This window comes from Stygiolobus caldivivus (assembly GCF_019704315.1).
Lineage (GTDB): Archaea > Thermoproteota > Thermoprotei_A > Sulfolobales > Sulfolobaceae > Stygiolobus > Stygiolobus caldivivus.
This window is the reverse complement of record NZ_AP024597.1, coordinates 776,630-800,432: the sequence shown is the minus strand read 5'-3', so window position 1 is coordinate 800,432 and position 23,803 is coordinate 776,630. Positions and strand designations below refer to the sequence as shown.

29 protein-coding genes are annotated in these 23,803 nt (G+C 40.9%); 14 read left to right on the top strand and 15 right to left on the bottom strand.

Translation table 11 applies throughout. The features are described 5' to 3' along the window. Nucleotides 1-50: 50 nt before the first annotated feature. Nucleotides 51-1,610 (bottom strand): phytoene desaturase family protein, encoded by a 1,560-nt coding sequence (locus tag KN1_RS04090; protein WP_221289547.1) that lies wholly within the window; start codon nucleotides 1,608-1,610, stop codon nucleotides 51-53. Then, nucleotides 1,603-1,746 (bottom strand): hypothetical protein, encoded by a 144-nt coding sequence (locus KN1_RS04085; RefSeq protein WP_221289546.1) that lies wholly within the window; start codon nucleotides 1,744-1,746, stop codon nucleotides 1,603-1,605. Before KN1_RS04085 ends, KN1_RS04090 begins: the two co-directional genes overlap by 8 nt. Before the next feature lie 40 nt (nucleotides 1,747-1,786). On the opposite strand from KN1_RS04085, the gene KN1_RS04080 reads away from it, so the two are divergent. Both KN1_RS04080 and KN1_RS04075 read left to right on the top strand, forming a co-directional pair. Continuing rightward, entirely contained in the window at nucleotides 1,787-2,875 is a 1,089-nt protein-coding gene (locus KN1_RS04080) for an alkaline phosphatase family protein (protein ID WP_221289545.1), read from the top strand. Then, nucleotides 2,868-3,404 (top strand): phosphoribosyltransferase, encoded by a 537-nt coding sequence (locus tag KN1_RS04075; protein ID WP_221289544.1) that lies wholly within the window; start codon nucleotides 2,868-2,870, stop codon nucleotides 3,402-3,404. Before KN1_RS04080 ends, KN1_RS04075 begins: the two co-directional genes overlap by 8 nt. Here the strand turns inward: KN1_RS04075 and KN1_RS04070 are convergent. Next, complete coding sequence (locus tag KN1_RS04070; RefSeq protein ID WP_221289543.1) at nucleotides 3,401-5,074, bottom strand: acyl-CoA mutase large subunit family protein; 1,674 nt, start codon at nucleotides 5,072-5,074, stop codon at nucleotides 3,401-3,403. The two genes, KN1_RS04075 and KN1_RS04070, sit on opposite strands and share 4 nt — an antisense overlap. Nucleotides 5,075-5,161: 87 nt before the next feature. Here KN1_RS04070 and mce point away from each other — a divergent pair, with 87 nt between their 5' ends. Together mce and hsp20 are read left to right on the top strand one after the other, a co-directional pair. Beyond that, nucleotides 5,162-5,584, top strand: coding sequence for a methylmalonyl-CoA epimerase (gene mce, locus KN1_RS04065; protein ID WP_221289542.1), 423 nt, complete (start codon nucleotides 5,162-5,164; stop codon nucleotides 5,582-5,584). A gap of 65 nt (nucleotides 5,585-5,649) precedes the next feature. After that, nucleotides 5,650-6,171 carry an archaeal heat shock protein Hsp20 gene (gene hsp20, locus KN1_RS04060; protein ID WP_221289541.1) on the top strand — a complete coding sequence of 174 codons (522 nt, stop codon included), beginning with the start codon at nucleotides 5,650-5,652 and terminating at the stop codon, nucleotides 6,169-6,171. Here hsp20 and KN1_RS04055 read toward each other — a convergent pair. After that, nucleotides 6,158-6,652 (bottom strand): ZPR1 zinc finger domain-containing protein, encoded by a 495-nt coding sequence (locus tag KN1_RS04055; protein WP_221289540.1) that lies wholly within the window; start codon nucleotides 6,650-6,652, stop codon nucleotides 6,158-6,160. The genes hsp20 and KN1_RS04055 overlap by 14 nt on opposite strands. Nucleotides 6,653-6,712: 60 nt before the next feature. Here KN1_RS04055 and KN1_RS04050 point away from each other — a divergent pair, with 60 nt between their 5' ends. Continuing rightward, nucleotides 6,713-8,287 carry a GTPBP1 family GTP-binding protein gene (locus KN1_RS04050; RefSeq protein ID WP_221289539.1) on the top strand — a complete coding sequence of 525 codons (1,575 nt, stop codon included), beginning with the start codon at nucleotides 6,713-6,715 and terminating at the stop codon, nucleotides 8,285-8,287. 302 nt (nucleotides 8,288-8,589) lie between these two features. Here the strand turns inward: KN1_RS04050 and KN1_RS04045 are convergent, their stop codons facing one another. Together KN1_RS04045 and KN1_RS04040 are read right to left on the bottom strand one after the other, a co-directional pair. Continuing rightward, complete coding sequence (locus KN1_RS04045; protein WP_221289538.1) at nucleotides 8,590-8,994, bottom strand: SRPBCC domain-containing protein; 405 nt, start codon at nucleotides 8,992-8,994, stop codon at nucleotides 8,590-8,592. After that, nucleotides 8,995-9,423 carry a CoxG family protein gene (locus tag KN1_RS04040; protein WP_221289537.1) on the bottom strand — a complete coding sequence of 143 codons (429 nt, stop codon included), beginning with the start codon at nucleotides 9,421-9,423 and terminating at the stop codon, nucleotides 8,995-8,997. Nucleotides 9,424-9,451: 28 nt separating this feature from the next. Between KN1_RS04040 and KN1_RS04035 the strand changes: the two genes are divergently transcribed. Beyond that, complete coding sequence (locus KN1_RS04035) at nucleotides 9,452-10,009, top strand: nucleotidyltransferase family protein (protein ID WP_221289536.1); 558 nt, start codon at nucleotides 9,452-9,454, stop codon at nucleotides 10,007-10,009. On the opposite strand, the gene cutC is transcribed toward KN1_RS04035, so the two are convergent. After that, nucleotides 9,960-10,466 carry a glyceraldehyde dehydrogenase subunit gamma gene (cutC, locus tag KN1_RS04030; protein ID WP_221289535.1) on the bottom strand — a complete coding sequence of 169 codons (507 nt, stop codon included), beginning with the start codon at nucleotides 10,464-10,466 and terminating at the stop codon, nucleotides 9,960-9,962. The genes KN1_RS04035 and cutC overlap by 50 nt on opposite strands. Next, entirely contained in the window at nucleotides 10,463-11,308 is an 846-nt protein-coding gene (cutB, locus tag KN1_RS04025; RefSeq protein ID WP_221289534.1) for a glyceraldehyde dehydrogenase subunit beta, read from the bottom strand. Before cutB ends, cutC begins: the two co-directional genes overlap by 4 nt. 211 nt (nucleotides 11,309-11,519) lie before the next feature. On the opposite strand from cutB, the gene KN1_RS04020 reads away from it, so the two are divergent. Beyond that, complete coding sequence (locus tag KN1_RS04020; protein ID WP_221289533.1) at nucleotides 11,520-12,386, top strand: carbohydrate kinase family protein; 867 nt, start codon at nucleotides 11,520-11,522, stop codon at nucleotides 12,384-12,386. Then, nucleotides 12,383-13,435 carry a Y-family DNA polymerase gene (locus KN1_RS04015; protein WP_221289532.1) on the top strand — a complete coding sequence of 351 codons (1,053 nt, stop codon included), beginning with the start codon at nucleotides 12,383-12,385 and terminating at the stop codon, nucleotides 13,433-13,435. Before KN1_RS04020 ends, KN1_RS04015 begins: the two co-directional genes overlap by 4 nt. Here KN1_RS04015 and KN1_RS04010 read toward each other — a convergent pair. Beyond that, entirely contained in the window at nucleotides 13,418-13,858 is a 441-nt protein-coding gene (locus KN1_RS04010; protein ID WP_221289531.1) for a hypothetical protein, read from the bottom strand. The two genes, KN1_RS04015 and KN1_RS04010, sit on opposite strands and share 18 nt — an antisense overlap. A gap of 16 nt (nucleotides 13,859-13,874) precedes the next feature. On the opposite strand from KN1_RS04010, the gene rtcA reads away from it, so the two are divergent. After that, nucleotides 13,875-14,891, top strand: a complete 1,017-nt coding sequence (rtcA, locus tag KN1_RS04005; RefSeq protein ID WP_221289530.1) for an RNA 3'-terminal phosphate cyclase — start codon at nucleotides 13,875-13,877, stop codon at nucleotides 14,889-14,891. A 149-nt stretch (nucleotides 14,892-15,040) separates the two neighbouring features. Here rtcA and KN1_RS04000 read toward each other — a convergent pair whose 3' ends face one another. Genes KN1_RS04000 through KN1_RS03980 form a run of 5 tightly spaced genes read right to left on the bottom strand, consistent with a single transcriptional unit; the run spans nucleotide 15,041 to nucleotide 19,470 of the window. After that, nucleotides 15,041-16,033 carry an alcohol dehydrogenase catalytic domain-containing protein gene (locus tag KN1_RS04000; RefSeq protein ID WP_221289529.1) on the bottom strand — a complete coding sequence of 331 codons (993 nt, stop codon included), beginning with the start codon at nucleotides 16,031-16,033 and terminating at the stop codon, nucleotides 15,041-15,043. Further along, nucleotides 16,034-17,317 carry a glutamine synthetase family protein gene (locus tag KN1_RS03995; protein WP_221290528.1) on the bottom strand — a complete coding sequence of 428 codons (1,284 nt, stop codon included), beginning with the start codon at nucleotides 17,315-17,317 and terminating at the stop codon, nucleotides 16,034-16,036. 41 nt (nucleotides 17,318-17,358) lie between these two features. Beyond that, nucleotides 17,359-17,589: a hypothetical protein gene (locus tag KN1_RS03990; protein ID WP_221289528.1), complete on the bottom strand. Its 231-nt coding sequence runs from the start codon at nucleotides 17,587-17,589 to the stop codon at nucleotides 17,359-17,361. A gap of 2 nt (nucleotides 17,590-17,591) precedes the next feature. Then, nucleotides 17,592-18,371, bottom strand: coding sequence for a tRNA 4-demethylwyosine(37)-methyltransferase Taw21 (gene taw21, locus KN1_RS03985; RefSeq protein WP_221289527.1), 780 nt, complete (start codon nucleotides 18,369-18,371; stop codon nucleotides 17,592-17,594). Further along, on the bottom strand, nucleotides 18,325-19,470 hold the full coding sequence (locus tag KN1_RS03980) for an amidohydrolase family protein (RefSeq protein ID WP_221289526.1): 1,146 nt from the start codon (nucleotides 19,468-19,470) through the stop codon (nucleotides 18,325-18,327). Before KN1_RS03980 ends, taw21 begins: the two co-directional genes overlap by 47 nt. An 8-nt stretch (nucleotides 19,471-19,478) precedes the next feature. On the opposite strand from KN1_RS03980, the gene KN1_RS03975 reads away from it, so the two are divergent. The 4 genes from KN1_RS03975 to cobA are packed head-to-tail and all read left to right on the top strand — an operon-like array spanning nucleotide 19,479 to nucleotide 21,954. Then, complete coding sequence (locus KN1_RS03975) at nucleotides 19,479-20,336, top strand: SIS domain-containing protein (RefSeq protein WP_225905774.1); 858 nt, start codon at nucleotides 19,479-19,481, stop codon at nucleotides 20,334-20,336. Next, complete coding sequence (locus KN1_RS03970; RefSeq protein ID WP_221289525.1) at nucleotides 20,337-20,579, top strand: hypothetical protein; 243 nt, start codon at nucleotides 20,337-20,339, stop codon at nucleotides 20,577-20,579. 50 nt (nucleotides 20,580-20,629) lie between these two features. Then, nucleotides 20,630-21,217 (top strand): hypothetical protein, encoded by a 588-nt coding sequence (locus tag KN1_RS03965; protein WP_221289524.1) that lies wholly within the window; start codon nucleotides 20,630-20,632, stop codon nucleotides 21,215-21,217. Beyond that, nucleotides 21,214-21,954, top strand: a complete 741-nt coding sequence (cobA, locus tag KN1_RS03960; protein WP_221289523.1) for a uroporphyrinogen-III C-methyltransferase — start codon at nucleotides 21,214-21,216, stop codon at nucleotides 21,952-21,954. The genes KN1_RS03965 and cobA overlap by 4 nt, the downstream gene beginning before the upstream one ends. A gap of 16 nt (nucleotides 21,955-21,970) precedes the next feature. Here the strand turns inward: cobA and KN1_RS03955 are convergent, their stop codons facing one another. After that, nucleotides 21,971-22,966 (bottom strand): zinc ribbon domain-containing protein, encoded by a 996-nt coding sequence (locus KN1_RS03955; RefSeq protein WP_221289522.1) that lies wholly within the window; start codon nucleotides 22,964-22,966, stop codon nucleotides 21,971-21,973. 145 nt (nucleotides 22,967-23,111) lie between these two features. On the opposite strand from KN1_RS03955, the gene KN1_RS03950 reads away from it, so the two are divergent. After that, nucleotides 23,112-23,660 carry a hypothetical protein gene (locus tag KN1_RS03950; protein WP_221289521.1) on the top strand — a complete coding sequence of 183 codons (549 nt, stop codon included), beginning with the start codon at nucleotides 23,112-23,114 and terminating at the stop codon, nucleotides 23,658-23,660. Nucleotides 23,661-23,803 lie beyond the last annotated feature (143 nt).

Here is a 23,803-nt window from a genome sequence, read left to right as displayed (position 1 = left end):
ATTAACCATAATCAAACATCATTATGGAATTACAAATATTTAAGTCATAGTTAGCTTTTCAAATCTCTAATAATTTCCATAGCTGCGTTGTATCCGGGTGCCCCAGTTACACCTCCTCCGGGGTGTGTACCAGAACCGCATAAATACAAGTTCTTAACGGGAGTCCTATAATCTGAATAGCCTATGAGGGGCCTAAAGAAGTAAAGCTGGTCGGGGGTCATATCCAGATGAAAAATGTTACCACCCCAAATCCCAAACCTCCTTTCAATATCAAGTGGGGTGAGAAACTCCATTTTGACTGGCTTAAAGTTTGGTGCATACTCCTTCACCGTATCTAGGACAATTTCAGCCATTTTATCCTTTATCTCGTCAAGTTTAGACGAATAAGGTAAGTATTGCCCGAAAATGTTAAAGACAAATTTCCCTTGAGGGGCAAGAGTAGGGTCTACTGTAGAGGGTATATTTATTGATAACCAAGGCTTCCTGGAGTACCCCAAAACCCTAGAATCGACATAAGCCCTCTCTATATATTCTGTTGAAGGCATTATTAGTATCGACGCCTTATGTTCATCAGTTAAACCTTTTCCCTTACCAAAGTCCGGTAACTCTTCAATGTATCCATTGATCTTGAAAGATACACCCGTAGTCTTTAATGCCCTTACTCTTTTTAGGAATTCATCTTCCAGTTCAGAATTTCTAGTTAAACGTAAAAAAGTCGTTTTAGGGTCTGCATTTGACACTACAAGCCTACTTTCGACTACCTTACCGTTTTTTAACCTAACTCCGATAGCTTTTTCTTTGCCATCTACGTCTTTTTTAGTTACTATCTCGTCCACTTCTGTCCCGGTAAAGACGTGGGCACCTAACTCTCTAGCTGCATTTGCTATGGCTTTACTTACAGCACCCATACCTCCTTCGACGTAACCCCAAGCCCCCTTAATACCGTTAACTTCCCCTATATTATGGTGGAGGAATACATAAGCCGTACCCGGTGTAGATGGTGAAGCATAGGTTCCCACTACCGCATCTTCTATGAGTGCCGATTTTACTTCCTCGGTTTCAAAGAACTCATCAAGAAATGACTTCCCGTCTTGAAAGAACATCCTAGCTAACGTTAGTGCCTTCTCTTCCTCCACCTTCATCCCCTTAAAAAATGAAAACAGTTCTTCGACTTCAGAGAACTTAGGAGGTCTGTTAAGCATAAATAAGTCTGCTAATGAAGAGAACGTATCTAAAAGTTTCACAAACTTCTCGTAGTTTAGAGCGTCTTTTTTAGAGAACCTTTCTAATTCTTTAACGGTCTTTTTAGTGTCTGTCCAAATAGAAATACCCTTGCCTTTTCCAAAAGGTACATATAACCCGGGGTCTTTCACGTAGACCTTTAGCCCGTGCTTCTCGAGCTCAAGGTCATCAATAATTTTTTTCCTCAATAAACTTAATACGTAAGACCCAGTAGATACTCTTATACCGGGCCATAGTTCTTCGGTAGCAGCTGCACCACCTATAATATCTCTCCTCTCAAATAAGGCTACACTTAGCCCTTCTTTAGCCAGATAAGACGCCGTAACAAGCCCGTTATGACCTCCACCTATTATCACAACATCATACATTTTTAGTAGTACCCCTTCTTACCCTTAATATTCCCGCGATTACTGCACCTGCTACGGCAAGACCTATGGCGAGGTAGGAGAGCACCATAACCATATTCTGTGCTGCTAGCTCGTCTGGAGGTATTGTGGTGGCCATGATCATATAACTTCATTAACCCAGATAAAACTTTACTGGTATGGAGCTCGTATACCCAGAATATACATCAAAAAGTCTTTATAACTTAGCGTGCGGTATTGCCGAATTCTTAGGCGTCGAAAGGGTATGCAAAGGGAATAAAATCGGTATACCGGGTAAAAGGCTTGTCCTCGCCCTCGTTGACGGTATGGGATATAAGATGATGGAGAATGCAGGCATAAGTGTAGATTCGTATATCACTACTGTTTTCCCTTCAACAACGGCGACAGTAATAACCACACTCTTCACTGCTCAACTCCCGGGCGAGCACGGTGTGTTAGGGTATACCACATATTCTAAAAAGCTTGGGGGTGTGATAAACACTTTAAAATATACCTATCCCCTTATAGACTCGAGGGATTCGATATCCTCACAAGTTAAGTATTCCGTAGCTTTTCCCAAACTCCAGAGTTATCCACAAGAAGTTAAAGATAAAAAGACGGCTGAGGTAATCCCTAAAGGCCTTGAAGGGACTGAGTTTACTGACGTAACTCACGGTAAAGTTAGTAATACCAAGACTTACAGTAATTATTTTGACGCGTTTTATATGCTAGGGAAGACCCTTGAAGAGAACTATGACTTCGTGTACTTTTATATACCTGACGTTGATACCCTAGCACATAAACACGGCCCAAATACCGATGTGGTAAAAGAGGCTATAAGGAGTATATATGACAGACTAGTTAAATTAGCGGAGAAAAATAAAGAATACACCTTTGTAATAATAGCAGACCACGGTCATGTTCAGACTAATGAACACGTTATATTCAACAACGACAGTGACTTGCTCAATAAAATTGATGTCCCACCTTACGGTGACTCTAGGGCTATATTTCTTCACAGTAGGTATGATTTGAAAACTTACCTCTACTCTAAGTACCCTACTTTAGAGGTCTTCCCTAGGACAGAGTTCGAAAAATTACTCGGAAGGGAAGGGTCCTATGCTGATTATATAGCCGTGCCGAAAGACGATAGGGCCTATGTCTATTTATTTAAGCAACAGCAAGATGACTACACAAAATTAATAGGCCACCACGGGGGCCTCAGCGAAGATGAGATGAAAATCCCGTTGGTGATTATAAATGGTTGAATATTACATTCCTAAGTGGGAGGAAATAGAAGAAGGAATACTAAATATGACAGAAAGAATGTTAAGTGAGGACTTTATCCCTGATGTCATTGTAGCTATACTCACCGGGGGTGTAATCCCAGCAAAACTGATGTCTGATGTATTAGGGATAAAGAACATGAGGTACATAGATGTCAAGTTTTATAAGGGAGTAGGAAATAGGGAAAGTAAACCTATAGTTAGGGCCGTATATGTAGATAACATAGAAAATAAAAAAGTCTTAGTGATAGACGATGTATCAGATACCGGAGAGACTTTAGATTTTGTAGGAAATGTAATAGCGATGTTTAACCCCTCCTTGGTAAGGACAGCTACAATATTTGTAAAACCGTGGTCTAGAAAATATCCTGATTATTATTATAAAGTAGTCGATAAATGGATTATCTTTCCGTGGGACAAATGGGAAGTGGTAAGAGAAAATACTGAAGCACCAGTAGATAAAAAGGAAAGGTTCTTAGAGATCTTGAAGAGATTAAGAAAGACCGGTTAGAATATAGCCGGTTCCTTGTATTCTCCCCACACTTCTCTAAGGGTAGAGCTTATCTCCCCTACTGTAGCTCCGCTCTTTATTGCAGTAAGTATATACGGGAATAAGTTTTCCCTCTCTTTCTCTGCTGCTTTCCTCAGTTCGTTAAGGGAGTCCCTCCATTTAATCTCGTCCCTTTCGGTCCTATACTTCTTAAGCCTCTCCATAATTCTGTCCCTAATTTGAGGGTTGACCCTAAATACTTCTGTTGTACCTATCCAATCGGGCTCATAGAACATGTTAACACCAACTTTTACCATGTCTCCCGTCTCTATCATTTTCTGGATTCTATAAGCACTGTTGGCTATTTCGGCCTGAGGATAGCCCCTTTCAATTGCCTTCATCATCCCGCCCATTTTTTCTATTTGATCAATTATTTTCCATGCCCTCTCTTCTATTTCATCTGTGAGCCATTCGATGTAATAAGACCCCGCTAATGGGTCAATAGACTCAGCGGCTCCGCTCTCATATGCTATTATCTGTTGGACTCTAATTGCGATCTTAGCTGCTTTCTCACTAGGTAAGGCTAATGCCTCGTCATAAGAGTTGACGTGTAAACTCTGCGTCCCGCCCAACACTGCTGCAAGGGCTTGTAACGTAGTCCTTATAATGTTGATCTCTGGCTGTTGAGCTGTAAGTTCCGCACCGCCAGTCTGCGTGTGAAACCTTAACATCATGGAGTCCGGTTTTTTAGCGTTAAACCAGTCTTTCATTATCTTAGCCCACATCCTCCTTGCAGCCCTAAACTTGGCTACCTCTTCGAAAATATTAGTATAACCGGCGAAGAAGAAGGAAAGCTTTGACGCGAAATCGTCTACTGGGATCCCCCTTTCAGCCGTTTTTCTGACATATTCTATACCGTCAGCTAGTGTAAAGGCTACTTCGAGTACAGCATCAGCACCTGCCTCTCTTATGTGGTACCCACTTATACTTATTGGGTACCACTTAGGAATATTTTTAGCTGAATATTCTATTAGGTCAATGGCATATCTCATTGAAGGTTCTGGCGGATAAATAAAGTTCTTTCTTGCAATATATTCTTTCAAAATGTCGTTCTGTACAGTACCGTCTAGGACATTCCTATTTACACCTCTCGATTCAGCTGTCGCGACATACATAGATAACAGTTCTATCGCAGTAGCGTTAATGGTCATCGACGTAGTCACTTTATCCATTGGTATCCCTGACATAACGAGGTCCATTTCTTTCCAATGGAACATCGATACCCCTACTACTCCTACTTCAGTAAATGCTAGTACGTGGTCTGGGTCTAGACCTAATTGTGTCGGTAAGTCAAACGCCATACTTAACCCGGTCTGACCTGCCTGTAAGAGCTTCCTAAACCTCGCATTAGTATCTTCAGCAGACCCGAAGCCCGCGTATTGCCTTATTGTCCATAGTCTGCCCCTATACATTGTAGGGTAAATTCCCCTGGTGAAGGGGTACTCCCCGGGGAAACCTATTTTTTCACTATAGCTTCCCTTAAGGTCTAAAGGTGTATAAAGCCTATTTACCTCAATACCCGAGGGAGTCATAAAGCTCTTCTTCCTCTCAGGTCTCTTCGACAGCCAAGGGTTTAGCACTTTTTCTTCCCATTTCTGTAAGCTTTCTTTTATTTTTTCATCTGTGTCCATATAGTATCATGATTATACTGGTTTAAACACTATATAATCTTTGCTTTTTAAACAAACTTATAAGTTAAAAATGAATTATTACTAGCCATGGAGACACAAAATATTGATCATATAGGTGTTGTGGTAGAAAATATAGATAAAGCTATAGAATTTTATACGACTAAACTTGGCATGAAATTAGTCCACAGGGAAGACCTGCAAGACAGAGGTATTAAGGTAGCTTTCCTGACCGGGACTCACGGAGAGACTGCAGTTGAGCTCTTAGAGCCAATAAACCATGAGGACATGAATAACACCGTAGCTAAATTTCTAAAGAGCAGGGGACCGGGATTGCACCACCTAGCGGTAAAAGTTGAAAATATTGAAAAAAGTCTTAAAGACCTAGAATCAAATGGCCTTCAGCTCGTCGACAAAGCTCCGAGACCGGGGGCAAGAGGGCATTTAGTCGCTTTCGTGCACCCCAAAAGCGTAATGGGGGTGCTTTTAGAACTAGTACAGCCGAGAGAATAGCTAAGATAATATAATGAGTTGATTTTTTTAGGTTGGATTCAATAACAGTCTTTTGGGATAGAAGGATGTCAAAGAGGTATAAAGACCCGTTTGATTTGTTCGACGAGATGATAAAGGAGATAGAAGAAGAGTTTGAAAGGTTCGAGAGAGAGTTCATGAGGTTAGGTAGCGGAGGAGAGACGAAGACATTCGGGCCTTATGTCTACGGCTTTAGAGTGACGATAGGTCCAGATGGTAAACCGATAGTAGAAGAGTTCGGAAATGTAAAGAACTATAAAGGAAAACCATTAATTACTGAAGAAAGAGAACCTTTAGCAGATGTAATAGAGAAAGGCGACGAGATAAGGGTTATAGCTGAGGTACCGGGTGTAGATAAGAACAGTATTAAAGTGAAGATAACTAACGGAGGGAAGACCCTAATTATCAGGGCTGAAGGTAATGATAGGAAGTACTATAAAGAAATAGATTTACCAGCTCAGGTAGACGAAAATAGTGCCAAGGCTACGTATAATAACGGAGTATTGCAGGTAGTGTTGAAAAAAGTTAAGGGAAAGGAAGAAGAAGGAAAAGAAATCAAAGTCGAGTAATTCTAACTTTTTCTGACTGAATAAAACTTAGACCACTCTCATCATTAATTATCAAAGTAAAGGGAATTCTTCCATTTTTTGCTTCCTCGAGTTTTTTACATTTTTCGCCTTCACAATTTTCCCCTAGTTGGTCTATAATGATCTCCAAGACACCTTCAACCGTAGTTAGTACACCTTGATATGCCTCTCCTGCAGTGACTTCTATTTCGAGCTCTGGGATAACTATGTTAGCGAATGCAGACCTGTATACAACCGTTCCTAAATCTTCTTCTTTTTCAACCCTTAGTTCTAGCTTGATGGGGGTCAGAAACTCTAAAGGCTTTACATCTCTTAACCTATACCCACAGTTCTGGCACTCCCACACAGACAGCTCAAGTTTACCTACGTTTGGTGCATCGTATAAATACTCCCTAATTATCATTTCGTCTGCGTGACATATGGGACATTTATGTTTCCCTTCATAGAGTAACTGGGGTTCCATTCTAATCTTATTAAAGTTTATCTATTCGGATACAAATTATTATTTGTAAAAAGTGGTGGGATGAAGTATCCTAAAGAAAACGACATAGGAAAAATAGAGTACAAATTGTTAATAAACAGCAAGGATGAAGATAGGTTACAGACTCTTGCTACACAGATGAAATACAGGCTTGAGGAGGGCGGTGGAGAAGCGTTTTACGTCATAGGTGTAAGCGACGACGGAGAAGTCTTAGGGTTACCTAAAGAGGAACTCGAAAAAAGTATAGAAACTTTGGATAAGATCGCTAATGCAGTCAACGCTAAGGTTGTACACAAGAGAGTAGTTGAGGTGAAGAAAGGGCGATTTATAGGTGAAATACTGGTCAGGCTCTTCAAAGATAAAATACCCGTACAAGTCAATGTAGCTGTAATGGGTCACGTGAACGCAGGTAAAAGTACACTTACGGGAGCACTAATATTGGGTAAACTGGACGACGGAAACGGGACTCTGAGGGCCATGGTAGCCAGGCACGTACATGAAGTTCTAACTGGGAGGACATCGTCAATCACATTAAGGCTTTTAGGCTTTAACGACAACGGGAAAATAGTAAACTGGGACTTAAGAGACCCTTTAGATGAGGCAGAAGTAACACTAAAGAGTACAAAGATAGTGAGGCTTATAGACTTAGGAGGCCATGAAAGGTATTTAAGGACTACACTAAAGGGCTTACTAGGCTATGAAGTAGACTACGTAATGCTGGTAGTGGGCACAGACGATGGACTTTCAGCCATGGGGAAGGAACACTTAGCAATAGCGTCAATCCTGAAGTTCCCCGTGTTCATAGTCGTTACTAAAATAGACAAATATGACGAAAAACGGGTACAAGATATAGTAAATGATATAAAGAACGTGTTGAAGATCCCCGGTATAAATAGGTTGGTAATGGAGGTTGAGTCGGAGGAAGACCTATTAAACGCCGTCTTAGCAATGAGGACTAAGAGGGTAGTACCTATCTTTAAAGTATCGAATGTGACAGGGAAGGGCTTGGACTTGCTCACAAAGTTCCTTAACATTTTACCGCCTAAGCCGAAGGTGACTAAGGAAGACAGCCAGCCTCCCTTAGTCTACATTGACGAGATATATAATGTAAGCGGTGTTGGTACTGTAGTCCTTGGGTCAGTAATACGAGGGAACGTAAAGATAAATGACAGCTGTTATATAGGACCTACTAAACTGGGAGAGTTTAAGATAGTTAAAATAAAGTCTATTCAGTTAAATAGAGTGTTCGTGGACTCAGTAAACTCTGGTTGTATAGCGACTTTTGCTGTCCAAGGGGTAGAAAAGGAAAACCTCAGAAAAGGCATGGTCATTACTGCTGAGAAACCAAAAAGTTACAAGAGATTTAAAGCCAGGATAGTAGTCCTTCACCACCCAACCACCATCAGGGAAGGGTATGTAGCGACTTTACACCTATACACTATAAGGCAAGCAGTAAGGTTCCTCAAGATATCATCTCAGTACCTTAGAACAGGGGACTCAGCAGAAGTAATTATGGAATTCTTATATAGACCAGAATACATAGAGAAGGGGCAAATATTTGTCTTTAGGGAAGGGAGGACTAGGGGGTTAGGTATTATAACAGAGTTGCTTGAATAACAGGATTTGGTTTTACTGGGAAAAACCAAGTATCCAATGATTTCACTATTTATTTATATTTTATCATTAATTATTTTTATACCCTTTATCATAGCGAACGAGTGTAGGGACTTAACCCTCGTCCATCTGTCCAGCTTAAGGATAGGTGGGTCACTAAACCTCTTCGAGCTAAATTACACTAGTCTCATAACTGTGCACTCCGCATCTTTTTAAGCATCGTCACATTGGCGTGAGGAACTATCGTAGAAATTTAACGTGAGCATTAGGAAAAACGGATTTTCTTATTATAACGTGAAAAGGACTCAACCCTCATTAATTCTCTGTTTAGTACACGTAATTATCTCCTCTGATATTTTATTTGCTTGCTTTTCCACTATCTTCTCCAGGCCCTTTATATTTACTTGAGCTTCGTAGTCCACTTCATATAATAATTTATTACCTACTATCTTAACCTTACTGGTTATAGTCGAGTTAACTCCTACTCCTTTTACCTCAATAATTGATGTCGACATATTACCCTTGAAATCATAAAACTTAACCTCACCCTTAGCTTCAAGGCTCAAAAAGCCTATCTTAACTTTAGCCGAGAATTCCCTACCTTTGACCTCCGTTACGCCGGGTAGACAATTTATTAAGTTCTCATAAGAGCTTAGAAACTTTTCCGCTCTATCTACATTCTTAATGTCTACCTCTCCGCTTATCTTCAATTATTTCACCTTCGTCTTCACGCATTCAAATAAGTCATTAACTATTTTCCCTACAGCTGAATCCATTAACCTCGCTCCTATGGAAGCGATTACACCGCCTACCTTTACGTCCGCTGAATACTTAAGCCTGACCGGGTTATCTAGGACTTGTATCAGGGCCGAGATATCAACGTTACTATTTAGTCCATTCCCCTTAGCCACAAGGTTTAGCGTCTTCTTCTGCGTGTCTATATCCAAAAATTTTACTACAGCCTTATATTCTCCCTTTATAAATCCTATGCCTGCTGTCCCCACTACCTTATATTCATCGCCCTCCTTAGTAAATGTCTTTATCCCCGGGAAACAAGACGCCATTCTCTCAGGGTTAACTATAAAGTTCCATAGTTGTTCAGAATCAATCTGAACCGGGATCTCCCCTTCATATTTCATAAATAGTTATTTAGAATAAGTAGTATTTATGAGAATCGGGGCAATTATACTCGCAGCAGGCGAAGCAAAAAGGTTTGGTGGAAATAAACTTACAGCGGAAATAGACGGTAAGCCAATAATTCGAAAAGTGATTGAAGCTTCTGAGGGTCTAGATAGAGTAATCATAGTAGGGAAGTACTACCAAGAGCTCATCAGAGTCCTTGAGGACGAGATAGTAATCTATAATCCTCTATGGAGAGAAGGTATTTCTACGTCCTTAAAGCTGGGAATAAGGTTTTTCCAAGACTATGACGGCGTCATAGTCCTGCTAGGTGACATGCCACTGGTGTCCAAAGAGACAGTTAATAAGCTAACTTCATCTTTCTCTGTAGAATGTGACATGGTAGTGCCTACTTATAACGGAGCCCGGGGAAACCCCGTTATATTGAACAAGAGGACATATGGCTTGATCATGGAGCTCAAAGGTGATGTGGGGGCTAGACAGCTCCTTGGGAAAGTTAAAAAAGTGTGCTACATAGAATGCGGTAAAGAAGTAGTTATTGATGTGGATACGCCTTCTGACTTAGCCTCAGTGAAGCGTCCTTAATAGCTTTTATTATATTTTGATATCCAGTACACCTACATAGGTTACCCGATATCCCTTCTCTAATCTCTTCTTCTGTAGGGTCAGGGTTCTCTTTGAGGAGCCAATAAGCTTCCATTATCATACCAGGTGTACAATACCCGCACTGTAAGCCGTGGTTATCCCAGAAAGCTTCTTGAATAGGGTGTAATTTCCCGTCTTTGCTTAAACCCTCAACAGTTAATATCTCTGAACCGTCTGCCTCAACTGCGAGCAATGTACAAGACTTTACCGACCTACCGTTTAATATTACAGTGCATGCACCGCAGTTTGAAGTGTCACATCCTATATGGACTCCGGTATATCCTAGTTCACGTAGTACATGAACTAGAAGCCTTCTGGGCTCTACTTCTACTTGATGTACTTCTCCGTTAACCTTTAACGTTATTTTAGCTTTTTGGTCTTTTTCAATTATTTTCATTTAGAATCACCTTTTAAAGCCTGATTAATACCTCTCTTAATTAATACTTTTACCATCTTCCTCTTATACTCAGCTGAACCCCTTATATCGGAAGTGGGGTTTGCACTTTCCATTGCTCTGGCAGAGGCTTTCTCGATTACTTCGTCATTTAACCTCTTACCTATTAGCTCTTCTTCTGCCCCTCTAGCCCTTACAGCAACGTTATTTACAGCCGTTAACCCTATCCTTGCGTCTTCGACCGTTTCTCCATTAAGCTTTAGGAGAACCGCAACTCCAACTATGGCATAATCTCCTGCTCTCCTTTCCAATTTCTGGTATGAAAACCTATACCCGTCATAAGCAGGCACTTGGACTTCTACCACTAGTTCACCCGGATTTAGGTCAGGAGTGAACATGTCTTTTGCAAAATCCTTAAAGTCGACTACTCTCTGTCCTTTTCTGCTCTTTACTATGACTTTGGCGTCCATAGCTATTAATGAGGCTGGATAGTCCGCAGCCGGGTCAAGGTGGGATATTACACCACCTATTGTACCCATATTCCTTACTTGTGGGTCAGCAATAGTCTTTGCCGCCTCACTCAAGAGCGGGACATTAGACTTTATCATATCATAATGCGTAGTTAGTGCACCTATTCTGTACAGATTACCGTCCTTTCTGACGTAGTTTAACTCTTGAAACCTCCTGATTTCAACAAGGTATGAGGGTCTTATTATCCTTAATTTTAATGCGGGGATTAAGCTGTGACCTCCTGCTAAGGGTCGGGCGTCTTCATGCTGCTCTAAGAACTCCATTGCTTCGCTTAAATTATCTGGAATTACATATCCTATCTTAGGGGGATACACAAGTAATTTGTTAACCTATCTATTTAAAATCTTGCCATGATTAATATGGCGAACTATCCTAATTACTCTTAGGGTAAACTCTTCGTTAACGAGGTGGTGGCTTCCACCATGAAAGAAGCACTTTTTATTTACAAACGTCTTTTCTACAACTAATGATGAAGACTTTTGGGGCTGAACAGTGAAGATGTGGCGGCTAACTGAGGTGAGTGATATGAAACCCATCCACCTATCGGTAGGAAAAATAAATATCGACATATTAGTTAAATTAGATCATTTTCCTGAACCGGACGAACCGTTGACCACCGAAACAATGGACATTCAGCCTGGAGGTGCTGCGGTAAACTATGCTATAGCCGTGAATAAGTTAGGGCACAGTGTAAAAATACTCGCTAAAGTCGGAAAAGACTCTCCGGTAGTGAGACCTATTTTAGAGAAAATAGCGGAGACCGGAGTAGGGTTAGATTACGTGGAAGAGGTCAATGCACCGCAGAGCATGGCATTGGTACTCCTAAGGGATAACGGAAAAGTCTCCATTGTAAGAAAATTAGGGTCCTCCCTCCTGCTCTCCAGCGAAGACGTAAAAAAATATTTTGGCCTATTTGATGTGATCCACTTTGCCTCTGTTCCCCCAGAAATAGTGGTAAGAGACCCCAATTCAGAGCTCGTTACTTATGATCCCGGCCCAAATAGCTCCAAGTTGGACTCCTCAGTTAACGTAGATATACTTTACTTGAACGAAAAAGAGAGCAAGGCGGTAAACATAAACAAGCTAAGGGGGGTCAACATAATAGTAATAAAGATGGGTGATAGGGGCGCTAGAGTGATTTCTCACGATAGTGAATGTGAAGCTGAAGCATATAGGGTGAAGGACGTAGTAGACACGACCGGTGCTGGAGACGTGTTCGATGCGGCTTTTAACTACGGGTATATGGAAGGACACAGCATAGAGGAATCGTTAAAATTAGCAATCATCTCGTCAGCACTTAAGGTTACAAGACTAGGAGGTACCTCATCTCCTACCCTTTCGGAAGTGTTAAACGCCTTAAAATCTTATAATTCAAGTGTATATTGCAAATGATTATACTCTTTATTGATTTTGACTACTTCTTCGCACAAGTAGAGGAAGTACTCAACCCGCAATACAAAGGAAAACCTTTAGTAGTATGTGTATACTCAGGTAGGACAAAGACGAGCGGTGCCGTGGCCACAGCGAATTACGAAGCAAGGAAACTGGGTGTTAAAGCCGGTATGCCTATTATAAAGGCTATGGAACTCGCACCTTCGGCTGTGTTTGTACCGATGAGGAAAGAGATATATCAAGAGGTATCTAACAGGGTTATGGAAGGAATACTCAGAAAATATTCAACTAAGCTCGAAATAGCTAGTATTGACGAAGCGTATCTGGATATTACAGATAAAGTAAAGGACTATGAGGAGGCTTATACCTTAGGCAGAACGATAAAGGGGGAAATATTTGAAAAAGAAAAAATAACGGTAACCATAGGTATAGCACCCAATAAAGTCCTTGCTAAGATAATAGCTGATAAGAACAAGCCAAATGGACTCTCTGTCCTGAGGCCTGAAGACGTACCCAGCTTCCTCAATGACCTGAAGATAGATGAAGTACCGGGTGTAGGGAAAGTACTGGCAGAAAAACTAGCGTCTATTGGGGTGTACAAATTGACGGATGTCCTTAAGGTCGATTTTAAGGCCTTAGAAAAGGAAGTAGGCAAGGCGAAAGCGACATATCTTCTAAAATTGGCTCAAAATAAGTATGATGAACCGGTTGAGGACAAAAGTAGAAAACCGCATAGTAGGATTTTAACTTTACCTTATAATACTAGAAAACAAGAGGTTATTTTACCATATCTTAAAAGGGCTTTGGACGAGGCCTATAGTAAAGTAGGTGGTATACCTATGAGGATCGCGTTAATCGCTGTAATGGAAGACTTAGATATCGTAACTAAGGGAAAAAAGTTCAAACACGGAGTGAGTAAAGGTACCGCATATGAAAAGGTGAAAGAGTTATTGGAGGAAATCCTTAATGAAGATAATAGAAAAATAAGGAGGATAGGAGTAAGATTAGATGACATAGTTAAGACTAAAGGGTTAGACCAGTACTTCTAGTTCCACCGATCTTTTCAACTTACTGAAGTCCAGCCTGCCATAACGTGAAATATAGTTTATGAAACCTTTAACCCCCTTGCTCGAAGTGTCTAAGTCGCCCAAGAGCTGGATATCAACATAGAGTGGGACTGCTTTACTCCTAACTACACGGTCTATTGGTATTAGAGCCTTTATTTTGTCTAAGTCTTCTATAACACCTTCGGCCTCTATGTAGGTTTTTCCGCCCCTAATGCCTAACGGGGTGGGCTCTTCTTTAATTTCGTCATACCTATCATGGATAATTACCAGCCTCGCCGCCCTTCCGCCTGGGATGTCTTCATAAAAGTTTAGAGCCTCAATAAAGTCACCTTTACGAGCTAAAGGAATTATTATGAGTTCCTCTTCAGACACTACTTTAACGACAGATTTTATTCTCACTTTCATAATTTATCACCTTAGCATGATTGAGATAGACGGCTCATTTGGTGAAGGTGGGGGTCAGATATTAAGGACTTCATTAACTCTCTCAGCGATAACAAAAAAACCTTTCAGGATTTATAACATTAGGGCGAGGAGGCAAAAACCAGGTTTACAAAGGCAGCACTTGACAGCAGTAGAGGCTGTAAAGGCCCTCACTAATGCTAAAGTCAAAGGGGACTTCGTAGGTTCTACAGAATTATTATTCGAGCCCTATGAAATAGCAGAACGCGGCAACTTCACTTTTGATATAGGAACAGCGGGTAGCGTTACCCTTGTGCTACAGACTATTTTGCCCCTAATCTTAAACAGACAAATAGAAGTAAAACTGATAGGGGGGACTGATGTCCCTAAATCTCCCTCTGTAGATTATATCCGATTAATATTCCTACCTATTCTGCAAAAGATAGGGATCAATGGAGATATATTAGTAAATAAGAGGGGACATTACCCTGAAGGAGGAGGGGAAGTAATATTAAGAAACTTTAGAGGCCAACCCAACTCATTTTCTATTACTAACTTTGGAAAGTTAGTAAAAATTATAGGCATTTCTCACGTATCGTCGTTACCGTCCCATATTGCGGAGAGACAAAGATCCTCCGCGACCTCCAAATTATCTCAATTAGGAGTAGAGATATCCATAGACCTTGACATCAGAGAAAAGGAGATAAGTAAAGGGAGCGGGATTACGCTAGGCGCGATAGGAGAGTTAAGTATTATTGGAGCTGACGCGCTCGGTGAGAAAGGTAAGAGGGCAGAGAGGGTAGGAGAAGAAGCTGCCGAGAACCTACTTAGAGAACTGAAATCTGGAGCCGCTACAGATAGCCATATGGGAGATATGTTAATGCTCTACGCGTCATTATATAACGGTGAGTATTCGTCTTCATATCTTACACAACATGCTAAGACCAATGCTGAGGTCATAAAAAAGTTCTTGAACGTGGATATTGAACTAATGGGCGAATCTCCGTTTAAATTCAGGGCTAAGAGGAGCAAATAGTATGTGTACTACACACTGTTAGGATCAAAAGGTCTTTTCCCTACCCGTTAGAAGATTTAACATAATTTTAGAAGGGGCTCTTGTGCTTTATGCACTGATCAAGTATAAATACAGCATTACCGACAAAACATACAGTGATTAGTATAGGGCTATGGTAAGATTACTGCCCTACCTACAATTCTCTCTTCCAATAGATCATCTATAGCTTCATTTATTTCTTCTAGTCTATACGGGACAGGTAATGTCTTTATTTTTCCTTCTTCAAAAAGCTTTATCAACTCCACCATATCGTTCATATTACCGTATAATATACCCTTTATCCTCAGTCCTCTCAGGACTATTAATTGTTCTGGTATTTCTAGATGACCCCCGTATTCACCTATTATCCTCAGCTCGCCCTCTCTCTTAAGTAACCATGGAGTGTCTACTAACGTCTGGTCAGCCCCAACAAAGTCTAAAATGTAATCAAACTTCTTTCCTGCCACTGGAGAAAAGGGTGGTTCTCTCTTTTTCATAGCGAGAACCTCATCGGCTCCCAAGTTTTCAGCCTTACTTAGCCTGGTCAGGTTTCTCCCTATTACGGTCACTTCCGCGTTCTTCAGCTTAAGTAACTGTATCGCAATCAGTGCTACAGACCCCACTCCCACTACTAATACCTTATCTCCCTGAGATACCCCTTTTGTAGCGTTATAAGCTGTGATACCAGCATCAGCCAACGGTGCAGCTGAAATATAGTCACCGTTAACCCTAAATAAATACTCTTCAGAAGGTACTTTAACATATTCCGCAAAGCCACCATCTGTATGAACACCGATTACCTTTACACTTTCACAAAACTGTCTATCGCCTATCTTGCAATACTTGCAACTACCACAGCCTATAGAGCTGTAGACCAGGACTTGTTCACCTCTTTTGAACTTATTTCCACCTTCAATTACTTCGCCTACTATCTCATGTCCCAGTATAATAGGAGTCTTAACTTCTATGTCGTTTTCCCATTCTCCGAAAATTAAATGTACATCACCGTGACACAAGCCGGAAGCTTTTACTTTGAGGAGCACTTCACCGGCTTTTATTCTAGGTGTTGGGACGTCTTGAAGCTGTAAAGGTTTACCTTTTTCTAAAAAAACAGCTGCTCTCATCTACCATCCCGATTTCAAGTACGCGGATATTTCCCAGTCAGTAATTTCGTTCTCATAGTCGTCTATTTCCTTCCTTTTAATTTCAATAAATGTATCTACTAAGTCTTGTCCTAGTGAGTATTTTAACTTGGTATCACGGTCTAGGCTATTTATTGCACCTCTTAGACTCGTAGGTAAAGACGCTACACTATAGTTAACATCAATATCAAGTCCCCTTTCTATCCCATCAAGTCCAGCGTGGATTAAAGCAGATAAGAGTAAGTACGGGTTAGCGAGTGGGTCGGCAAGTCTAAACTCTATTACTCCTGAGTCTTTATAAGTAGAAGGGATCCTTATAATGTAGTGCCTTTCATTACCTATTCCTGCTATCGTAGGTGTAACAATCTCCTTAAACCTCTTGTACGAATTAACAGTAGGTGCCGCAATTGCCAATATAGAGCCAATGTGCTCTAATACTCCAGCTAAGAAGTTGTAAAATAGTTTACTTAAGCCCATCCCTTTAGGGTCATTAACATCTATACCTATCGGTTTGCCAGTCAAGTCAAGGAGTTTAATGTAAACGTCCATGCTGCTGCTAGGATAATTCTTGAAAGGTTTAGGCATAAAGGTTGAATACAACTTGTAGTTTCTAGCGGTATCGCGTATTATCTCCCTTGATGTAACCAGAGAGTCAGAAGCCGAAAGAGCGTCGGACATGCTAAAAGTTATCTCATATTGGCCCGGACCATAATGTTTATTAATATATTGGACTTGAGTATTAACGGTCTCCAGGTTTTTAATCAGGTCACGTAAGAAGTTCTGCTGTTCCATAAGGCCTTCCAATGAAAAAGCTCTAGCTTCGTCCGCGGGTAAGGGTTTACCATCTTTAAGGTTTATTAAATAAAACGTGGGTTCAAACGCTACTTCCATTTTTATCCCGCTATCAATTAACTTCTCCATGGATCTGTTAAGCAAAGACCTTGTACATAACGCATGAGGCGAACCATCACTCTCGGTAATGTAACTCATCACTCTAGCTGTCCTCTCTAAATAGGGTATCATGACAAACGTAGAGATGTCAGGTTGAGCGAACATGTCCCCATATTTATGTTTTATTGGCGTGTCTTTATAGTCTAAGAATAGTAACGATTCAGAATACTCTACACCTTTACCGTCTAATATTTTCTCAAATTCAGCCCTCCTAAGGGACCTACCTCTAACATTACCTAATATATCTATGAAGACGACCCTCACGTAGTCGACCTTTCCGGACTTTAGTATTTCCAGTACCTCGTCCCTGATCAATTTGCTCAAAGTATCCTAACTATTACTTCATATAAAAGTATTCACCGAAAACGGACAAAGATCTGGCCAGCATAGATCACAGCATTCTTGTAATCCCCGAAAATACCAGACTCCACTACCTTACCGTCCTTAATAAGGGTTACTATGTATAAATATTGATCAGGCCTTTTCCCTTTTCTTCTATAGAATTTCAGCGTATAAACGCCTAAGTTCACGCTTTTCCTCTGGGAGACCTGATGACCTAGAAGCATAATAGTAAAAATATCGGTCAAACCTATTCCTGATCTTTTTTAATGTCAACAACTACATGATAAACTTTTGGTTTTACGCTCCTGACAACTCTGGCAAAAACAACATTAGGATAGACCGACTTAGCTATTTTAATAGGGTCTTCGCCTTCAATTTCAGTGTACAAGTGTAATACACCGCCTCGTCTCAGATGGGGAATTGCTATCTCATAGGCCTCCCTAGCCCTTTCCGGTAAGGGGGCTAAAATCCTATCCACGTTGTAAGGAAGGTGATCCATCTTTTTAAACGCGTCTCCGTAAACTGGTATTACTCCGTAAGCTTTGTTTAAGTCAATGTTGGCCATCATGTAGTAATAAGCATAGGGGTTAATGTCTATTGAGTAAACTATGGACGCACCACCTAAAACGTAAGACATTATAGAAAAAGGTCCGTACCCTGAAAACATGTTTATTATGATTTCTCCTCTTCTGACCAGCCTTGCTACCCTTGTATGTTCGTAAGACAACTTTGAGGAATAGAACACTTTAGTTATATCAAGAAAGAATTTACAGCCATATTCTTTATATATAGTTTCACTTCTCTTTTCTCCTGCTAGATGCACTGACGTAGAGAGCCTAAAATCACCCTTTATATCCCTATATTTCCCCCAGACCGACCTTACATAAGGAATCTCTTTCAGGATGAGTTGGGCATACTCCTTTACGTCCTCTACGTCTTTGCCAAAAGGTATACCGACTATCGCTATATCTCCTACTATTTCAACCTTTTTCCACAGACCTAGTTCTTTCGCTACTTTTTCTATCAATCTCCTCTAACCTCCTTAACCCCTCCTCCACGTCTTTTAGCCCTACATTAAGGGGGACTCCGCCATCTAGGACCGGCTCTCCATTAACAATTACCGTCTCCAATGAATAGCTTGAGTAAAGAAAAGTTTCGTAAGGGGAGGAGAAGTCTAAGGGGAAAGAGGGAGGTTCAGAATATTGAAATACGACTAGGTCAGCTATATACCCAGTATTCAGGACTCCGGAGTTGATCTTCAGTTGCGAATATCCCCAAGAGGTCATTGAGTTAAAAGCTTCTTCGACAGTCAATAAGAGCCTTGTAGCGGAATACGAGACCTCCTGTCTAAGGTCAAATGAAGGGACAAGGTCTAAGGAAACGGACGGCTTGAATTCACTTAAAGGGAATTTTGATACCTCGTAGGACGGCGTAAATGATAACTTTAGGCCCTTTTTCTTAATTATGTCCAAGTCGAGCCTTGAACCTCCTCCTAACCCGATTATTTGGTTAAAGTCTAAATCGTCCGTGATAGTCACAGTATTATCTATAAGGACTGCGACCTCGTTTTCCCTAGCTAATTCTAAGACGTCCCTGAGTTGGGCCTGGTCACATACTTTAAGGATAACGTTATTGGCCCCTTTATGTGACCACCTGCTGAACAACGTTCTAAACTCTCTCTCCCAATCAGGGGGAGAATTACCACACCCTACGGGGACTACTATTATAGGTCTTAGCCCTACCTCGGAGACTGCCCTAGCCATTATATCTAGGTGGGGCCCACTGAACCCGACAGTTGTTACGCCTTGTTTTAAGAGATGATATGCACCGAGTAGAGAAAAGTAGTATGAATCGTTTGTGCTAAAAGTAGATATAAGGTCGTTAGCATTTTCTTTAGCTGTGAATATTCTAAACCTGAAAGGGTAAAGGGACAGATATGTGTGCAGTGTTATGAACCCGGGGCTAATGATCCTGTCCCATCCCCCGATATCTAATTCAGCGTCTTCGTAACTCGTAAGTTCTTCATGGGATATAACGTCTATTTTCGAGTCTTGTAGCCCCACATAAACTCTCTTCAAAGGTTTGCCAGCACCTAAGGCTATCCCTGCCCTAACTATTGTTTTCATGATATTATATGAAGTTTCGGGTAAATATAAGGCTGATGAACTACCCTGAGTTGATAGAAGGAGAATTAAAGAAATTTAGTCCCTTAGAGACTGACAAGAGTATAGATTCGGGAGTAGTAGTAGGTGCCGGCGATTCTTACGCAGCGGCACTAGTAGTCGAGAGCAAGACCCGAAGGAAAGCAATAGCACTAGACCCTTATGAGGCGATTAACCTAAACGTAGATAAACCTTATGTCATTGTCTCCATATCTGGGAAGACGAAGACCAACATAGAGCTGGCTAAGGTAAAAAAGAGAGAAGGAAGAAAAGTAATAGCTATTACAGCAAACGCCTCGTCACCCTTAGCTCAAAATTCAGATGAAATAATTATCGTACCTTATAAGGCTGACACGACACTACCAGGGACTCTGTCCTTTTTATTAGCCTTGTCTGCTCTTTACTCCCTATTTAATCTGGAGTTAACAGAAGACTATAAAAGAGCAAAACCCATAATGTTGAAAGAACAGCCTTTCTTTATAGGTCAAGGAGAGAATTATGGGATAGCCTATTATGCTACTCTAAAAATGAACGAGATCTTTTGTGAACCCGCTAATTACGAAAAGCTCGAATTATTCCCACACTCTCCTATATTCTCAACCCGTAAGAGACAGATAGTGATCTTGAGCAGTAAAGACGAAAGAGAGAAAAAGCTGAAGGAGCTCATTAATTTTACCGATGTAAGCCTTACAGAATGTCATGACGCTTTTTGCAACGCTTTTAGTATAATACATTCTATAGTAGAGAGGATGAGGAAGGAGAACTGGAATAGAATTTGCTTCGTGGATGATAAACAGATCCTAAATATTAGTTCGGAGATGATATATTAAATGACAAAAACTCTTGATTTAAGGGAAAGCGATACTAAGTGCGGAAGTAGTTCCCCTGCCCTATCGATAATGAGGTTCTGGCTTTCGGAAGGGAGTAACCAGGAAGTTGAGATAATAGCGGTTAAAGGTATCCAGGCTGATCAAGTGGAGATGTGGGCTGAGGCTATGAAAGACAGGGGCGTTAAGATACTGTCAAAACAAGACGAAGGCGATAGGGTAATATATAAAGTCTATTTGCCGTAATGCTAAATGAATTTTTTAAGGTTAAAAAGTAAAATAAATATTGACTTAAGATGGATTACTTGAGATTCTCAAAGTATTTATCATTCCTTATACTATTGGTATCGATAATTATTTACGCCATAGGAGACCCTATTGATAAATTATTAGCATACCAAGGTCCCGTAATCGGTGGGGCTATACTAGGTTGGTATGTTTTAAATTCAGTGAGTAAGGACAAAATTGTAGAGTCTGAGAACGGCGACAGAGCACCAGTAACAGCAATCTTAATAAGAAAATACGCATTAGTGGGACTCATAATAGGGATTGTCCTGATTATCCCTTGGCTAACGCCCTTTTTATTTGTTATAGAAGAAAGCCAGCCCTTCCTATACATTATATCATTCACGTCGATGGCAGTGGGCGGTTTTATAATAGGGTATATCATGTCTTCTTTTAAGTTTATAGAAAAAGTTATCCTCTACTCTTTAGGTTTCGTGGGAGACATACTATATTTCTTCGTCATATATATTGCTTCACAGATGTTCGGTATTCCCCAGCTAGAGATCGTCAATTACATTCTACTTATGGTTTATGGGATAAAGTTCCCTGAAGGAGCTTTATTTGGCTTTTATGTAATTAAAAGAGTAAACGCGATATGAGTGGGATAGTCTATATTGTTGGTGCAGGTCCTGGAGACCCTGAACTAATTACAGTGAAAGCCCTTAGAATACTTAAAAGTGCAGACGTAGTCGTCTACGACAGACTAATCTCCAAAGAAATATTAGAGGGGCTTTCTGCTGAATTAATATATGTAGGTAAAGAAATAGGTGACGCACCTCTCCAGGAAAAAATAAATCAATTATTAGTAGAAAAAGCAAAAGGAGGCAAAAAAGTAGTTAGACTAAAGGGTGGAGACCCATTCGTGTTCGGAAGGGGAGAAGAAGAGTGCATATACGTGACGAGTAAGGGTATAAAGTGTGAAGTTATACCCGGGGTCACAAGCGCCATAGCCGTACCTGAATACGCTGGGATCCCCGTAACTAGTAGGGTAGTACCTAATTCCTCCGGGTTTACAGTAATAACCGGGACTACGAGAGACGGTGGGTTAATAAGCGACGACTACATTCCTAAAAGAGGGACAGTCGTAATATTAATGGGGATCCACGTAATAGATGAATTAACTAAGGTTTTGTTAAAAGTGAGGAATGCAGAAGAAAAGGTAGCAATAATCGAAAAGGGTACTACTAGAGACCAACGGGTCATCTTAGGGGAATTAGAGCAACTTCCCGACCTAGTTAAAAAGTATAATATAAAATCACCGGCAGTCATTGTAGTAGGTGAAGTAGTTACTCTAATGGAACTTGTAGGTTTTAAAAATGAAAACTTACGTAAGTAGTTAGATATTTAAGCCCTTAAGACTGTAATTGAGCACCGCACTTACTACAGTATTTTGATCCCGGTGAGTTTACATTACCGCATTTTGGACAAGTTATTGGGGATAACGAAGCCCCACAGTTAGGACAGAATTTTGAACTAGATTCTACTTGTGTCCCACACTTCCAACATTTAGTCATTGCCTTCTGCAGTTGGACTTGCGGAGTTTGAGTTGAGGGCTGAACGGAAGTAGGTTGAGTAGAATAGGTTGACTGCGGAGGCTGAGTAGCAGGTTGCTGGGGTGTGGTAGGTTGCTGAGAGGGATAGGGGGACGGAGAAGGAGGATATGGTTGACTACTTTGAGGGTAAGGTGAGGGCTGAGTAGCACCTTGTGGATAGGGGGACGGAGAAGGCGTAGGAGAAGACATTGATTGTGCGGTCATAATAGCCATCATTATGGTGTTCATAATCTGGTCTTCTTGCATGAAGTCCTTGATTAAGTTATATGCGTCTACTGCGCTTAGCCCTCCACCTGCAAGCGTTAATAATGAATTATGTAGGTCTGTGTCCGCTACGGTCGCGACTCCCGCTCCTGCCGCCAAAGGTATTAGGTCTTTCAGTAAATTGGTCATACCGGTCTCTACCATTATCATGTTAGGCCCTTCACATATCCTTATAGTGTAAGCTTTGTTCGAGTCTGTAATCGCACCTAGAAAACTAGAGTGTTGAGCTTGAATTACAGCCATGTATTGCCCTACCATAGGGAACACTTGAAAACCTTGACCCATTAAGTACATCATAACTTGTTGTATTACAGGCTGTAGATCTATAGGTCTTTGGATAGGGATCATTTGCTGTTTACCGCCGAGCCCTATGGGCTGCATACACATCATCATATTGAACATCGAGTTGTTTTGAGGTGAACCACCATAAGGATAACCTGGCGTTGATGGATAACCCATAGGGGGATAACTGCCACTTGGTGGATAACCGCCTGAACCATATGGTGGATAACCTGGAGGTGGATAACTCATATAGTAGATATTCTCTTCTCAAAAGATTAAAAATGTTGTTGAAGTCCAGCCTTTTAATATCCGGTTATCGAGAATTCTTACCAGTTAAGGTGTTTTATCTCACCCAGCTTTAAATAATAATAATTAGATAAAAATTCGAAATAAGATGCAATTAAGCTTAATAGTGTTGGGACTTGTGATCCTCCTCGGGGCTACACACGCCTTAGAGCCAGACCACGTAGTAGCAATGAGGATGATGAAAGGAGCTAAGGACTACATGGTATTCGGGGTCACCCACGGCGTCGGCTTTGCTCTGATCGCAGTCCCACTAATCCTGCTCTTTAGCTACTTTCAGTTTTACGGCATACTTGCTGGAGACATAATAGCAATCGGTTTTGCGTTACTGCTCTTATATGGAGAAATAAAGGGAAAAGAGTTAGAGGTGTCCCCTAAGGGGTCAGGTGTTCTGCAAGGCGCATTTGCAATTACTCCCTCTAAAGTCATGGTCGCGATCTTAGCAGCTGAAGCGTCGCTGATTGTGGGAATGATATATGTGGCATTATTTATAATAGTTTCGTCTGTATCGATGCTCGTTGTAGGACTGATGTTAAGTTTCGTACCTGAAAAAATAGAAAAGGCTATGAATATAATTATCGCGTTAGTCACTATTTCGTATGTAGTATACAACATGATCCAACTCGATGTCACACGATAGGCTGTAAGCATTTTACATAACTTTTAAATGTTTTTAACCGCTTCTCGATATTATCGTATCAAGGTTTATTTTTATATAGGTGTTTCCCTCGACTAGCCTAAATGAGTTGGAGATACAGTGGTGGAAATAGGAATAAAAGTAGG